The organism is Pseudomonas sp. NFACC05-1 (genome assembly GCF_900100135.1).
Classification (GTDB): Bacteria; Pseudomonadota; Gammaproteobacteria; order Pseudomonadales; family Pseudomonadaceae; genus Aquipseudomonas; species Aquipseudomonas fluorescens_Q.
Window position 1 is genome coordinate 1 of the sequence record NZ_FMTR01000030.1, and the last position, 13,719, is coordinate 13,719.

Here is a 13,719-nt window from a genome sequence, read left to right on the forward strand (position 1 = left end):
GCAGACGCCACTGTCGCCGGGCTGGAACATCTTCAGTGGTTGGGAAAAACGGGGGCGGCTGCGCCACCCAGCGGGAGCAAGCTCCCTCGCCACAACGCTGCCCGCTTGAGAGTGGCGTGATGCTTTTTACCGCTCGGACTTGGGCGTTGCCACCTTGTCCCGCAGGTACACCGGCTGCGCATCATCGGCGGGAATGGCTTCACCGCGCTCCCAGGCGAAGCGCGCCAGGGCCAGCAGGTCTTCGGCGTGAGGCAGCAGGGAGGCGTCCTGGCCGGTCAGGCTGACGGCGATGCGCTCGCCGTAGCCCCAACCGGTACCGGCACCGAACCATGCACCGTCGGCCCCGCTTGGCAACGCCGCGGCCTCGGGTGGCAATACCGCCTCAGCACCGACCAGGCGCATCTCGCCGTCGGTTTCGCGATAGCAGCCCCAGTACACCTCGTCCATGCGCGCATCGATGGCCGCTGCGACTTGGCGGGCGCCCTGTTCACGCAAGGCGCGCTGGGCCAGCACCGCCAGGTTCGACACCGGCAACACCGGCCGCTCCAGGGCAAACGCCAACCCTTGCACCACGCCGATGGCGATGCGCACGCCGGTAAAAGCCCCCGGCCCGCGACCGAAGGCAATCGCATCCACTGCCTGCAAGGTCGTCCCGGCATCGCTCAGCAGTTTCTGGATCATCGGCAATAGCTTCTGCGCATGCAGGCGCGGGATCACCTCGTAATGGCTCGTGACCTTGCCGTCGTGCAGCAAGGCAACGGAGCAAGCTTCAGTCGCGGTGTCCAGGGCCAGCAAGGTGCTCATCGATGTGTCCGTAAATCAGGTGGAAAAAAGTGCGCCAGTATAAACAACTACGGCCCGCAAGCGGGCCGTAGTTGATGCAACTGATCAGACTTTTCAGCTCAGCGCTTCGAGCACCTTGCCGGTGATCGCATCGACCGAGCCAACGCCCGGGATGTGGCTGTACTTCGGCTTGCCCTGGGCAGCCGACAGGTTCTGGTAGAACGCCACCAGCGGCTTGGTCTGGGAATGGTAGACCGACAGGCGATGACGCACGGTTTCTTCGGTGTCGTCCTTGCGCTGCACCAGCTCTTCACCGGTAACGTCGTCCTTGCCCGCGACTTTCGGCGGGTTGTAGACGGTGTGGTAGACACGGCCAGATGGCTCGTGGACGCGACGACCGGCAATGCGCTGGACGATCTCTTCGTCGTCGACCGCGATTTCGACCACGTGATCGAGCTCAACACCGGCAGTCACCAGGGCTTCGGCCTGGGGAATGGTGCGCGGGAAGCCGTCGAACAGGAAGCCGTTGGCGCAATCGGCTTGAGCGATACGATCCTTGACCAGGGCGATGATCAGGTCATCCGACACCAGGCCGCCGGCATCCATGATGCTCTTGGCCTTGACGCCCAGCTCGGTGCCCGCCTTGACTGCGGCACGCAGCATGTCGCCAGTGGAAATTTGCGGGATACCGAATTTTTCGGTGATGAACTTTGCCTGAGTACCTTTACCGGCCCCGGGAGCTCCCAGCAGAATGACGCGCATCGATGTGCTCCTCAATTTTTTTATGTAAAACGCTCGGATTCGCCTCGTGGGGCCAATCTTCGAAAAACAGGATCGTGACCGCCCAAACGGCCAAAGGCTGATCAAGATACACAGCAGGCCCGACCCACACAAGCCGCCGAAAGTCGGAGGAACCCGCACCCGATACGACCTTCGGAGGAGGTGGCGAGAGTCGCAACCGAGCAACAAACTGTCGCCTGGCCAACCCTTACCCTCCCCCCACGGACAACGCCCGGGAACGCCGGACGAGCCGTTTCGGTGCGCTGCCTGATCTTAGCCGGTATTGCGCAAACCGGCGGCAATCCCCGCCACAGACACCAGCAACGCCTGTTCCACGGGGCTGCCCTGGGCCACATCCTGCCGCCGCGAGCGCGCCAACAATTCGGCCTGCAGCAGGTGCAGTGGGTCGAGGTAAGTGTTGCGCAGGCGAATGAATTCCAGCGTGGCTGGGCTATGTGCCAGTAGCTGCGACTGACCGGTCAACCCAAGGACCACCGAGCACGCCTGCGACAATAGGTCGCGTAAATGCGCACCCAAAGGCAGCAGCCCAGGTTCCACCAAACGCTCGTCGTAGGAGCGGGCAATGTCGGCGTCGGCCTTGGCCAGCACCATTTCCAGCATATCGATGCGGGTCCGGAAGAACGGCCACTGTTCGCGCATTTGCCCCAACAGCTCGCCTTCGCCACGCTCCAGGGCCTTGCTCAGTGCGGTTTCCCAGCCGAGCCAGGCCGGCAGCATCAAGCGGGTCTGGGTCCAACCGAAGATCCACGGGATCGCCCGCAGGCTTTCGATGCCACCGGCCCGACGCTTGGCCGGACGGCTGCCCAGGGGCAGGCGCCCCAGTTCCTGCTCGGGGGTGGACTGGCGGAAGTACTCGACAAATTGCGGGTTTTCCCGCACCACGGCGCGGTAGGCACGGACGCCATCGGCCGCCAGCTCGTCCATCAGGTCCCGCCACTGCGGCGTGGGCGGCGGCGGTGGCAGCAGCGTCGCTTCGAGCACGGCGGCGAGATAAAGGTTGAGGTTCTGTTCGGCGATGTCCGGCAGGCCGAATTTGAAACGAATCATTTCTCCCTGCTCGGTGGTGCGGAAACGCCCGGCCACCGAACCCGGTGGCTGGGACAGGATCGCCGCGTGCGCCGGACCACCACCACGGCCCACGGTGCCGCCGCGACCATGGAACAACAGCAGTTCGACTTGCTGCTCGCGGCAGATGTCCACCAGCCGCTCCTGGGCCCGATACTGCGCCCAGGCCGCCGCAGTGGTCCCGGCATCCTTGGCCGAATCGGAATAGCCGATCATCACTTCCTGAGGACCTTGCAGCCGCGAGCGATAACCGGGCAGCAGCAACAGCCGCTCGATCACCGGCCCGGCGTTGTCCAGGTCGGCCAGGGTCTCGAACAGCGGTACCACGCGCATTGGCCGCAACACGCCGGCGTCCTTCAACAACAGCTGCACCGCGAGGACATCGGAAGCCGCACCGGCCATGGAGATCACGTAGGAACCCAGGGACGCCGCTGGCGCCGCGGCCACTTCTCGGCACGTCGCCAAGACTTCCGCCGTATCGGCCGATGGCTTGAAATGGGCCGGCAGCAGCGGACGCCGGTTGCTCAGTTCCGCCAGCAAGAAGCTGATGCGCTGCTCCTCGTTCCAATCCTCATAGCGCCCCAGCCCCAAGTAGTCGGTTATTTCCGTCATGGCGGCGGTATGGCGCGTCGAGTCCTGGCGCACATCGAGGCGCACCAGGAACAGACCGAACGTCACCGCCCGGCGCAGGCAATCGAGCAGCGGCCCGTCGGCAATCACACCCATGCCGCATTCGTGCAACGAGTGGTAGCACAGCTCCAGGGGGTCCAGCAGCTCGCGGTTGTGCTGTAACACGTCGGCGCTTGGCGGCGTGGCGGCGCTCAAGGAGGCGTGGGCCCAGTTGCGGGTGGCGCGCAGGCGTTCACGCAATTGCTTGAGCACGGCGCGATAAGGTTCGGCGCTGTCGCCGGCCTGGGCACGCAAGGCCTCGCTGGCGTGTTGCATGGACAGCTCGGCCGCCAGTTGATCGACATCACGCAGATACAGGTCCGCCGCCATCCACCGCGCCAGCAACAGCACCTCGCGGGTCACGGCAGCGGTGACATTCGGGTTGCCGTCGCGGTCGCCGCCCATCCACGAGGCAAAACGGATTGGCGCGGCCTCCAGCGGCAGGCGCAAGCCGGTCGCGGCATGCAGGGCCTGGTCGGCCTTGCGCAGGTAATTGGGAATGGCCTGCCACAACGAGTGTTCGATCACCGCGAACCCCCACTTGGCCTCGTCCACCGGGGTTGGCCGGGTGCGGCGGATTTCTTCGGTGTGCCAGGCTTCGGCGATCAAGCGTTGCAGGCGTTCGTGAATCTGCGCGCGCTCGGCGCTGGTCAGGTCGCGGTGATCCTGGGCCGCCAGTTGCGCGGCGATGGCGTCATATTTCTGGATCAGTGTACGGCGAGCCACTTCCGTGGGGTGTGCCGTGAGGACCAATTCGATCTCCAGCCGCCCCAATTGCCGGGCCAGGGCCTCGGCGCCATGGCCTTCGGCCCGCAACCGGGCGAGCAGCTCGGGCAACACCCGCGCCTCGAAGGGTTCCGGCTGCGATTCTTCGCGGCGGTGGATAAGTTGATATTGCTCGGCGATATTGGCCAGGTTGAGAAACTGGTTGAATGCCCGCGCCACCGGCAGCAGTTCGTCCTCGCTCAACTGGTTGAGGCTGGCGCTGAGTTCGGCGTCCACGGAACCGCGTCGGTCAGCCTTGGCGCCCTTGCGGATCTGCTCGATCTTGTCGAGAAACGCATCCCCGTATTGTTCGCGGATGGTGTTGCCCAATAACTCACCCAGCAGGTGAACGTCTTCGCGCAAGCGTGCATCGATATCGGTCATCAGCATTTCTCCAGCAAAAAGTCCGGACAGCTCTTGGATTAGAGAGTGCCGATGCCCACCGTTTCTGACAAGCGACGAAGGGACTTTAAACCTTGCAGGACAAAGCTAGTCTCATGATTAAGCCACACAACGGCTTGTCACTCACCGCGCCTGCCACGAGCAGGCTTATTGAGGTCATCATGAAAATTCGTGAGCTTGCCCAGCATTGGGAAGAAAACGCCAAGGGCCGTCTGACCGAGACTGGCTACACGATTCACCTGGACGTGGAAGCCGCCGCCCGGCTGGCAGCAATCTGCGACATGTACCCCAAGCGCCAGCCCGAGGAGCTGCTCGGCGAGCTGATCGGAGCGGCACTGGAAGAGCTGGAAGCCAGCTTCCCCTACATCAAGGGCTCGCAAGTCGTCGCCACCGATGAAGAAGGCGACCCGCTGTACGAAGACGTGGGTCCGACCCCACGATTCCTCGCCTTGTCCCGGCGGCATCTGCACGACCTTTCCTCGCAGAACGACAAATCCAAACACTGACCGCTTTCATTCCTGGTTGCGACTTTCCGGCGCGGTGGCTTTCCACCCGCGCCGCAATACCGCTGCGCGCCTTGAAAGTTCAGCTTTTTTGCCGCTGACCGATCAGTCAGTAATTCTTTTGGCGAATGGCCATCTTCGCTGAACTTTTGAAAAACGCCTCGGGTCACACCGAGTAACCATACTGGAACGGTTGTTTAAATAAACGCGCCTTGGCGCCAGCGCCAAACCAGACGTCACGGCTTCGGTCCCAGCATGGATTTGTCGTTTTTTCAGGAGTTTTCCAATGGAGTTGAAGCCTATGAATACCTGCACTGCCAAACCCTCATCCACTGGCCTGCGCGGCTTGAAGTTGGCTGCCCTGGCGATCGGTAGCAGCTTCATTCTCGCCGGTTGCGCCGGTAATCCACCTTCGGAGCAGTACGCGGTGACCCAATCGGCGGTCAACAGCGCCGTCAGCGCCGGCGGTACCGAATTCGCTGCTGTGGAAATGAAATCGGCCCAGGACAAACTCAAGCAGGCGGAAATCGCCATGCATGACAAGAAGTACGACGAAGCCAAGCGTCTGGCCGAACAGGCCGAGTGGGACGCCCGCGTCGCCGAGCGCAAGGCTCAGGCCGCCAAGGCCGAACAAGCACTCAAGGATTCTCAGAAAGGGGTTCAGGAACTGCGTCAGGAAGGCATGAACAAGGTTCAGTAAGCCGTTCACGCCACGACGTACTTCTCATTGATAAAAGGACGACAGACTATGATGCACAAACACTTGATGATGCCCGCCCTGCTCGCTGCCTGCGTAGCCCTGGCCGCTTGCTCCCACGACCCGAACGCGAACCTGGAACAGGCCCGCACCAATTACAACGGCCTGCAGGCTGATCCAGCGGCGACCAAAGTGGCCGCACTGGAAACCAAGGACGCCGCCGACTTCCTGGCCAAGGCTGACAAGGCCTATATGGACAAGGAAGACGAAGCCAAGGTCGACCAGTTGGCCTACCTGACCAACCAGCGCGTCGAAGTGGCCAAGCAGACCATCGCCCTGCGCAACGCCGAAGCCGAGTTGAAAAACGCCGGTGACGAACGTGCGCGTGCCTTGCTCGATGCGCGTAACGCGCAGATCAAGCAACTGCAGGACAGCCTCAACGCCAAGCAGACCGAACGCGGTACGCTGGTGACCTTCGGCGACGTGCTGTTCGCCACCAACAAGTCCGACCTGCGCGCCAGCGGCATGACGAATGTGAACAAACTGGCGCAGTTCCTCCAGGAAAACCCGGACCGCAAGGTGATCATCGAAGGCTATACCGACAGCACCGGTTCGGACTCCTACAACCAGTCGCTGTCCGAGCGCCGCGCCAACTCGGTGCGTATGGCTCTGGTGAATATGGGCGTGAACATGGACCGTATCGTGACCCAAGGCTATGGCAAGGAATTCCCCGTGGCTGACAACACCAGCGTCTCGGGCCGTGCCATGAACCGTCGCGTGGAAGTGACCATCTCCAACGACAACCAGCCAGTGGCCCCGCGCTCGACCATGAGCGCCAACTGATCGACTGAGGGCAACAAAAAGCCCCGCCTGACTTCAATCAGGCGGGGCTTTTTGTTGGCTTGTTCCCCCTGTGGGAGCGGGCTTGGGGTTACGGCTGCAGTTTCTGCGGCGTCTCCTGCCCCATGCAGCGCACCGCGCGTTTCTTCTCGTTGATCAGCACGCCGGTCAGGCCTTTCTGCTCGGTGTCGAACAACACCAGCACACCATCGATGCACTGGGCAACCTGGGGGGCCGGTTCCAGGGAAACCTTGTAGTCCTCGCCCGGTACGGTCTTGAGCATGGTGAATTGGTTGAGCAGCAACGCATCCTCAGGCTTGGCAAAGTGCAGGTAGCCGTAGTACCACAGCGTCGCAACGGTACCGAGGATGCTGCAGATACCGGTGATGATCAGGGGGATGGCGTTACGTTCTTCGCTCATTGCGGGCTCTCTGGTGATTCAACGGGTGATTTCGGGTAATTCGGGACCTCGCCCAGGCGGCGCAGGCCGTCGAAGTGCTGGGGATCGTCGAGGTAGCGCAGCATCACAGTGCGCCAGGTTGGGTCGGCGAACGTCTGCACATGGCCGCCGCGTGTCAATTGCAGGACCCGCGGCGGCGGCGCAGCTTGATACAGGCGGATGCCATTGGAAAGGGGAACGATGGGATCGTCCAGGCTGTGGTAGATCAATTTCGGCACGCCATTCAATTGCGCCACGGAACTGATCGCGCTGTCACCGTCCGGTACCAGCCAGGACAACGGCACCTGGAACGGCCAGGTCAGCCAGGACGTACTCAGGGCAAAACGGCCGACGTCGCGATAGCTGGCGGGCACGCCATCGAGCACCAGCGCCTTGAGCTGTCGCTGGCGCTGCGGATGCTCGACCAGGTAATGCACCGCCAGCGCACCGCCCAGGCTCTGGCCGAGCAGCACCAGCGGCTTGCCCTGCACCTCGGGCGCCTGGTCGAGCCATTGGAACGCGGCGTCAATGTCCTGGTAAATCGCCGGCAGGCTCGGCTCGCCTTCGGACAGGCCATAACCCCGGTAGTCGACCATCAACACCTGGTAGCCCTGCTCCGGCAACCACCAGCTCCCGCCCAGGTGCCAGGCCAGGTTGCCGCCGTTGCCGTGCAAATGCAGGACCGTGCCCTTGACCTCCACACCCGGTTTTACGGGCAGCCACCAGCCGTGAAGCTTGAGACCGTCGGCGGTGGTCAGGGTGACGTCACGGTACTCGAGCCTGGCCCGCTCCGGGGTGAACGGCAGGCCGTGCTCGGGGTAGAACAGCAGGGAACTGCAACCGCTCAGGGCCAACAATAGGCAAATGATGCCGAGGGTTCGCATCCGGTGAAGCCTCGCAAAAAACAGAATTGGAACACGGTCCCCTGCGGGAGCAAGCCCGCTCCCACAATTGGACAGTGTGATGCTCAAAGGATATTGGAATAATCCGCTTCGATCCGGTCCAGGCTCAGATGGTTCAGGAAGTTGGAGAAACACATCCAGGCCGACAAGGCGTTCATGTCGCGGAACTGCTCGGGCAGGTACTTGGGCGGTACCACCAGGCCTTCGTCCACCAGTTGCCGCAACGTACGCATGTCCTCGAGGGTGGTCTTGCCGCAGAACAGCAGCGGCACCTGTTCCAGCTTGCCCTTGCGCACGGCTAACTGAATGTAGTTGTAAACCATGATGAAGCCCTTGAGGTAGGACAAGTCTTTGGTAAATGGCAGCCCCGTCGGCACCGAGCCACGGAACACCCGGCTGGCGTTGCCGTAGCTTTCGGCCATTTCAAAACCCTGCTCGCGGAAGAACTCGAAGATCTGCAGGAAATCGGCGCCCTCCTCCACCATGTGAATGGCCCGGGTACGGTTGGTCAGTTTGCGCAGGCGGCTCGGGTAGGAGGCGAAGGTGATGATTTCCATCAGGATCGCCAGGCCTTCCTGGGTGACCGTGGACGAGGGTGGGCCCTTGGACAGGAAGGTGCAGATTGGCTGGTTGAGGCCGTTGAGCGTCGTGCCGACGTGCACCAGCCCTTCGTGAACTTCCAACGCACGCACGTCGCGCTCGTTGAACATCGCATCGGTGCGGATCTTGATGTAGTCCGCGCCCGCCGCTGCGTCGGCCACGATACCATCGGACTCGAATACCCGGATGGTTTCCTCGGCCTCGCCAAACACCCGGTTGAGGCGGTGTTGCAGCAGGCTGACGGCTTCCTTGGCGCTGAGGACTTTCGGCTCGTCCTTGAGGTCGCCACGGCCATCGATGTTGTTCAGGTAATCGGAGAGCATCAGGCCCAGGTCGGCCAGGGTCGGGTCGCCGGCGTGGAAGGCATCGGAGGCGGCGCCATAGAGCTCCTGGGAGATCAGCCCGAAATCCTCGGTGCCACGGGCCTCGAGCATGCGCACCACCATGCGGTATTCCTTGCACATGCGGCGCATGATCTGGCCAACCGGGTTGAACTGCCCAAGCTGGCGGGTGATGTCACGCTCGATGTTCTGGAACTCCAGCTTCACCTTGCTCGAATCGAAGGACAGTGGCCGGTTGAGGTAATAGTCGCGATCCACCGCAGGCATTTCCTTGCCCTTGGCCTTGAGAAAGCCCTTGCGGATGTTCTCGTCCCACTTCACCGCGTCGAGGATGCGAATCGGCGTTTGCGCCAGCACAATGCGATCGGACAAGGTGCGTATCGTCTGCTGGTAATCGTCCACCCGGAACTCCTGTGAAAAAACGTCCGCTTGTTGCTGTTATTGGGGTTTGACCAGCCGCTGGTAGCGCACGGCCTCCGAGAACACATCGGAATTGGCCGGGTCGTCGAGGTAACTGAAAACCTTGTTCATGTCGCTGTCCACCAGCACCCCGTCACCTTCCTCGCTCTGGTTCGGCTGGCCGCTGAGGCGTTTCTGGCCGATGGCCTGGTTGATCTGATCCACGTCCAGGTTGTAGACCACCAGCTCTTGCTTGTCGGTCAACTCGAAACCGGCGATCAAATAGTGGCCGCCAAACCGGGCCGGCACCTTGGCCGACACGTACCAGCGGCTGCCATGACGGGAAACAGTCAACGGGATGGCTTCACGCTCATGGGGCCTGGCCCTGAAGTAGCTGATGGCTTGGTAGCGGTGCCTGCCGACCTTCGTCAGCTCCAGGTTCAACGGTTCGCCCCAGGCATTGGTGCTGGTCCAGTGACCGAGCAGGCCCTCTGGCGCGGCTTCGCTTTGCGGCAACGGTGCCTTGAAGGACACCAGGCAGCCACTGAGCAACAGCAACGACACGGCCAGGACAACGGCACGCCAGGCTTTCATTTGAACTCCCTATGGCATCTGTGGCGAGGGGATTTATCCCCGTTGGGCTGCGGAGCAGCCCCCTTGCAGTCAGCTCAGTTAGCCAGATGTACCCAGTTGGCTGGTTTTGGGGCCGCTACGCGCCCCAGCGGGGATAAATCCCCTCGCCACAGGGAACGGTGTAATTCACACCGACGCCAGTACCAGGTGCATGTAGCGGGTCAGGATGCCGAGCATATCTTCATCGGCTACCGGCTCGGCGCCATTGAGCAAGCCCTGATATTCCATCCGTCCGATAATCGCCGTCAACACTTTGGCATCCTGTTGCGGCTCACGGGAGCCCAATACCTGGAAAAACTGACAGGTGCCGTGCAGCAAAATCTGCTGGTGGGAACGCACCAGCACCGCCAGGCGCGGGTTGAGCAGCGCTTCCTGGCGGAAGGCCTGTTCAGCCATCAGGTACTCACGGCGACTGTCCAATTGGTGTTGCACGTAGTCGGCGGTCATCCGGGCTATGTCGTCCGCCAGTTGCGAGCGCGATTGGGCGCTGCCGTCACCGTAAGCGACCATTTCCCGCAGCAAGCCTTCGTTGCTGGCCCACAGCTTGGCCATGAACGCCGCGCTGCGCTCCACGTATTGGGCGAAGGTATCGGTGAGCAGGTCGTCGATGTCCTTGAAATAATAGGTGGTGGCCGACAGCGGCACGCCGGCTTCGGCGGCCACGGCGCGGTGACGCACGGCTCGCACGCCATCGCGCACCACAATGCGCATGGCCGCGTCGAGAATCTCCTGGCGACGCTGCTCACTGCCCTGTCGGCTGGCCTTGCGGCCCTGGTACTGAACACTTTCAGCGACAGCCGTGGCGACGCCCGCGGCACCTTCTGAAGCCATTGCACGATTCACGACAGGTCTTCCTCGCTCTTTGAAAAACTAACCAATTGATACGTTTGTACCAGACAGGCAATAAAAAGCCGCCCATCGAGGCGGCTTTTTAGTTGAAGCACTTACGCTTGAGGCCGCATGTGCGGGAAGAGAATCACGTCCCGGATCGACGGCGAGTTGGTCAACAACATCACCAGGCGATCGATGCCGATGCCTTCGCCTGCGGTCGGCGGCATGCCGTACTCCAGGGCACGCACGAAGTCGGCATCGTAGTGCATGGCTTCGTCGTCGCCGGCATCCTTGTCAGCCACCTGGGCCATGAAACGCTCGGCCTGGTCTTCTGCATCGTTGAGCTCGGAATAGGCGTTGGCGATTTCACGACCACCGATGAACAGCTCGAAACGGTCGGTCACGCTTGGGTTCTCGTCGTTGCGACGGGCCAGCGGCGACACTTCGAACGGGTACTGGGTGATGAAGTGCGGCTGTTCCAGCTTGTGCTCGACCAGCTCTTCGAAAATCATCACTTGCAGCTTGCCCAGGCCTTCGAAGCCAAGCACCTTGGCACCGGCCTTCTTGGCGATGGCGCGAGCCTTTTCGATGTCGTTCAGGTCATCGGCAGTCAGTTCAGGGTTGTACTTGAGGATCGAGTCGAACACCGACAGGCGCACGAACGGCTCGCCGAAGTGGAACACCTTGTCGCCGTACGGCACGTCGGTGGTCCCCAGAACAAGCTGCGCCAGCTCGCGGAACAGCTCCTCGGTCAGGTCCATGTTGTCTTCGTAGTCGGCGTAGGCCTGGTAGAACTCGAGCATGGTGAACTCGGGGTTGTGCCGGGTCGAAACGCCTTCGTTACGGAAATTTCGGTTGATCTCGAAGACTTTCTCGAAGCCACCAACCACCAGCCGCTTGAGGTACAGCTCCGGCGCGATGCGCAGGAACATTTCCATGTCCAGGGCGTTGTGGTGGGTTTCGAACGGCTTGGCCGCCGCACCGCCGGGGATGGTCTGCAGCATCGGCGTCTCGACTTCCAGGAAGTCACGCTTCATCAGGAAGCTGCGGATGTGAGCGATGACTTGCGAGCGCACGCGGAACGTCTGGCGCACGTCTTCGTTGACGATCAGGTCGACGTAGCGCTGGCGATAACGCTGCTCGGTGTCGGTCAGGCCGTGGTGCTTGTCCGGCAGCGGGCGCAGGGACTTGGTCAGCAGGCGCACGCTGGTCATTTCGACATACAGGTCACCCTTGCCGGAACGGGCCAGGGTGCCTTCGGCGGCAATGATGTCGCCCAGGTCCCAGGTCTTGACGGCGGCCAGGGTTTCTTCCGGCAGGGTCTTGCGGTTGACGTAGACCTGGATGCGACCGGTCATGTCCTGGATCACCATGAACGAACCACGGTCGAGCATGATACGACCGGCCACCTTGACTGGAATCGCCGCCTCGGCCAGCTCTTCCTTGGTCTTGTCCGCATACTGCTTCTGCAAGACGTCGCAGTAGGCGTCGCGGCGGAAGTCGTTGGGGAAGGCCTGGCCCTTGGCGCGCTCGGCAGCAAGCTTTTCCTTGCGCAGGGCGATCAGGGAGTTTTCTTCCTGTTGCAGGGCTTGCGGGTCGAGTTCTAGGTCGCTCATGTCTTTAAGGATTCCATCACAGGTTCGTTGCCCCCGGCCCCGGGCCGGAGTTTGCGGGCCAGCCTGCTCCTTGATGGAAGCGTGCCTGCCCGCCGCATGGGTGTCGCGTTACAGCCCTTGTTTGAGGCTGGCGATCAGGTATTCATCGATATCGCCATCGAGCACCTTGTCGCAATCGCTGCGTTCGATGCTGGTCCGCAGATCCTTGATCCGCGAGGCATCGAGCACGTACGAACGGATCTGGTGACCCCAGCCGATGTCCGACTTGGTGTCTTCCAGTGCCTGGGACGCCGCGTTGCGCTTCTGCACTTCCTGCTCGTAAAGGCGAGCCCGGAGCATCTTCATCGCGGTGTCTTTGTTGGCGTGCTGGGAACGCTCGTTCTGGCAACTGACCACGGTGTTGGTCGGTACGTGGGTAATCCGTACGGCCGAGTCGGTGGTGTTGACGTGCTGGCCACCGGCCCCGGAGGAACGGTAGGTGTCGATGCGCAAATCCGCCGGGTTGATCTCGATCTCGATGTTGTCATCGATTTCCGGCGAAACGAAGACGGCCGAGAACGAGGTGTGGCGACGGTTGCCGGAGTCGAACGGGCTTTTACGCACCAGGCGGTGCACGCCGATCTCGGTCCGCAGCCAGCCAAAGGCGTATTCACCCTTGATGTGCACGGTAGCGCCCTTGATCCCGGCGACTTCACCGGCCGACAGTTCCATGATGGTGGCGTCGAAACCGCGTTTGTCAGCCCAGCGCAGGTACATGCGCAGCAGGATGTTGGCCCAGTCCTGGGCTTCGGTGCCGCCGGAACCGGCCTGGATGTCCAGGTAGGCGTTGTTCATGTCCATCTCGCCGCTGAACATGCGACGGAATTCCAGCTTGGCGAGGTTCTCGTCGAGGCGTGTCAGCTCGGCGACGACATCGCCGACCGCGCCTTCATCGTTCTCTTCGACAGCCATGTCCAGCAGGTCGCGGCAATCGGCCAGGCCGCTGGACAACTCGTCCAGGGTCTCGACGATCTGCGCCAGCGCAGAACGCTCGCGGCCCAGCTCCTGGGCGTACGAAGGGTTGTTCCAGACATTCGGATCTTCAAGCTCGCGATTGACTTCGGTCAGACGCTCATGCTTTTGATCGTAGTCAAAGATACCCCCGAATAGTTTCGGAGCGCTCGGACAGGTCCTTGATGGTGTTAAGGATCGGGTTGATTTCCATGGCGGGCAGCACTCGTTGGCGAACTTTTGAAAGCCGGCGAGTATAACGTAATCAAGCGCCAGCGGCAGCCCGCCTGGCGGCTTTAGGGGCAATGATACTCAGGGGTGGGTCAACACGGACCTGTGGCGAGGGAGCTTGCTCCCGCTGGGCTGCGCAGCAGCCCCAAAAGGAGCGACTCAACTCATCTGATACACCGAGCCGCCTGGTTTCAGGTCTGCTGCGCAGCCCA

At 62.0% G+C, this 13,719-nt stretch carries 13 protein-coding genes; 3 read left to right on the plus strand and 10 right to left on the minus strand.

Annotated features, from left to right (window positions below; genetic code table 11):
• Nucleotides 1–126 precede the first annotated feature (126 nt).
• The 3 genes from tsaB to ppc form a co-directional block, all read right to left on the minus strand.
• The gene (gene tsaB, locus BLO97_RS27245) at nt 127–804 is read right to left on the minus strand and encodes a tRNA (adenosine(37)-N6)-threonylcarbamoyltransferase complex dimerization subunit type 1 TsaB (RefSeq protein WP_092349108.1); all 678 of its coding nucleotides are present in this window, start codon (nt 802–804) and stop codon (nt 127–129) included.
• A 93-nt stretch (nt 805–897) separates the two neighbouring features.
• Nucleotides 898–1,545 carry an adenylate kinase gene (gene adk, locus BLO97_RS27250; RefSeq protein WP_072343510.1) on the minus strand — a complete coding sequence of 216 codons (648 nt, stop codon included), beginning with the start codon at nt 1,543–1,545 and terminating at the stop codon, nt 898–900.
• A gap of 291 nt (nt 1,546–1,836) precedes the next feature.
• Entirely contained in the window at nt 1,837–4,467 is a 2,631-nt protein-coding gene (gene ppc / locus BLO97_RS27255; protein ID WP_092143992.1) for a phosphoenolpyruvate carboxylase, read from the minus strand.
• Between the two features lie 179 nt (nt 4,468–4,646).
• On the opposite strand from ppc, the gene BLO97_RS27260 reads away from it, so the two are divergent.
• From BLO97_RS27260 to BLO97_RS27270, 3 genes are all read left to right on the plus strand, one after another.
• Entirely contained in the window at nt 4,647–4,991 is a 345-nt protein-coding gene (locus tag BLO97_RS27260; RefSeq protein WP_072343512.1) for a pilin assembly protein, read from the plus strand.
• 283 nt (nt 4,992–5,274) lie between these two features.
• The gene (locus BLO97_RS27265) at nt 5,275–5,688 is read left to right on the plus strand and encodes a DUF4398 domain-containing protein (protein WP_003198164.1); all 414 of its coding nucleotides are present in this window, start codon (nt 5,275–5,277) and stop codon (nt 5,686–5,688) included.
• A gap of 51 nt (nt 5,689–5,739) precedes the next feature.
• Nucleotides 5,740–6,528 carry a lipotoxin F family OmpA-related lipoprotein LptF gene (locus BLO97_RS27270; protein WP_063325159.1) on the plus strand — a complete coding sequence of 263 codons (789 nt, stop codon included), beginning with the start codon at nt 5,740–5,742 and terminating at the stop codon, nt 6,526–6,528.
• An 88-nt stretch (nt 6,529–6,616) separates the two neighbouring features.
• Here the strand turns inward: BLO97_RS27270 and BLO97_RS27275 are convergent, their stop codons facing one another.
• From BLO97_RS27275 to prfB, 7 genes are all read right to left on the minus strand, one after another.
• On the minus strand, nt 6,617–6,946 hold the full coding sequence (locus BLO97_RS27275) for a PA3694 family proteiin (RefSeq protein WP_003198160.1): 330 nt from the start codon (nt 6,944–6,946) through the stop codon (nt 6,617–6,619).
• Entirely contained in the window at nt 6,943–7,848 is a 906-nt protein-coding gene (locus BLO97_RS27280) for an alpha/beta hydrolase (RefSeq protein WP_003198158.1), read from the minus strand. The genes BLO97_RS27275 and BLO97_RS27280 overlap by 4 nt, the downstream gene beginning before the upstream one ends.
• An 83-nt stretch (nt 7,849–7,931) precedes the next feature.
• The gene (locus BLO97_RS27285) at nt 7,932–9,209 is read right to left on the minus strand and encodes a flavohemoglobin expression-modulating QEGLA motif protein (protein WP_063322801.1); all 1,278 of its coding nucleotides are present in this window, start codon (nt 9,207–9,209) and stop codon (nt 7,932–7,934) included.
• Nucleotides 9,210–9,245: 36 nt separating this feature from the next.
• Nucleotides 9,246–9,800, minus strand: coding sequence for a hypothetical protein (locus tag BLO97_RS27290; protein WP_072343518.1), 555 nt, complete (start codon nt 9,798–9,800; stop codon nt 9,246–9,248).
• Between the two features lie 165 nt (nt 9,801–9,965).
• Nucleotides 9,966–10,682, minus strand: coding sequence for a TetR/AcrR family transcriptional regulator (locus BLO97_RS27295; RefSeq protein ID WP_058545985.1), 717 nt, complete (start codon nt 10,680–10,682; stop codon nt 9,966–9,968).
• Between the two features lie 101 nt (nt 10,683–10,783).
• Nucleotides 10,784–12,286: a lysine--tRNA ligase gene (gene lysS / locus BLO97_RS27300; RefSeq protein WP_057448378.1), complete on the minus strand. Its 1,503-nt coding sequence runs from the start codon at nt 12,284–12,286 to the stop codon at nt 10,784–10,786.
• A gap of 108 nt (nt 12,287–12,394) precedes the next feature.
• Nucleotides 12,395–13,490 (minus strand): peptide chain release factor 2 gene (gene prfB / locus BLO97_RS27305; RefSeq protein WP_095963568.1). Its coding sequence is split into 2 segments (ribosomal slippage): nt 12,395–13,417 and nt 13,419–13,490, totalling 1,095 coding nucleotides; the frame shifts between segments, so codons are not numbered across the junction.
• Between the last annotated feature and the right edge of the window lie 229 nt (nt 13,491–13,719).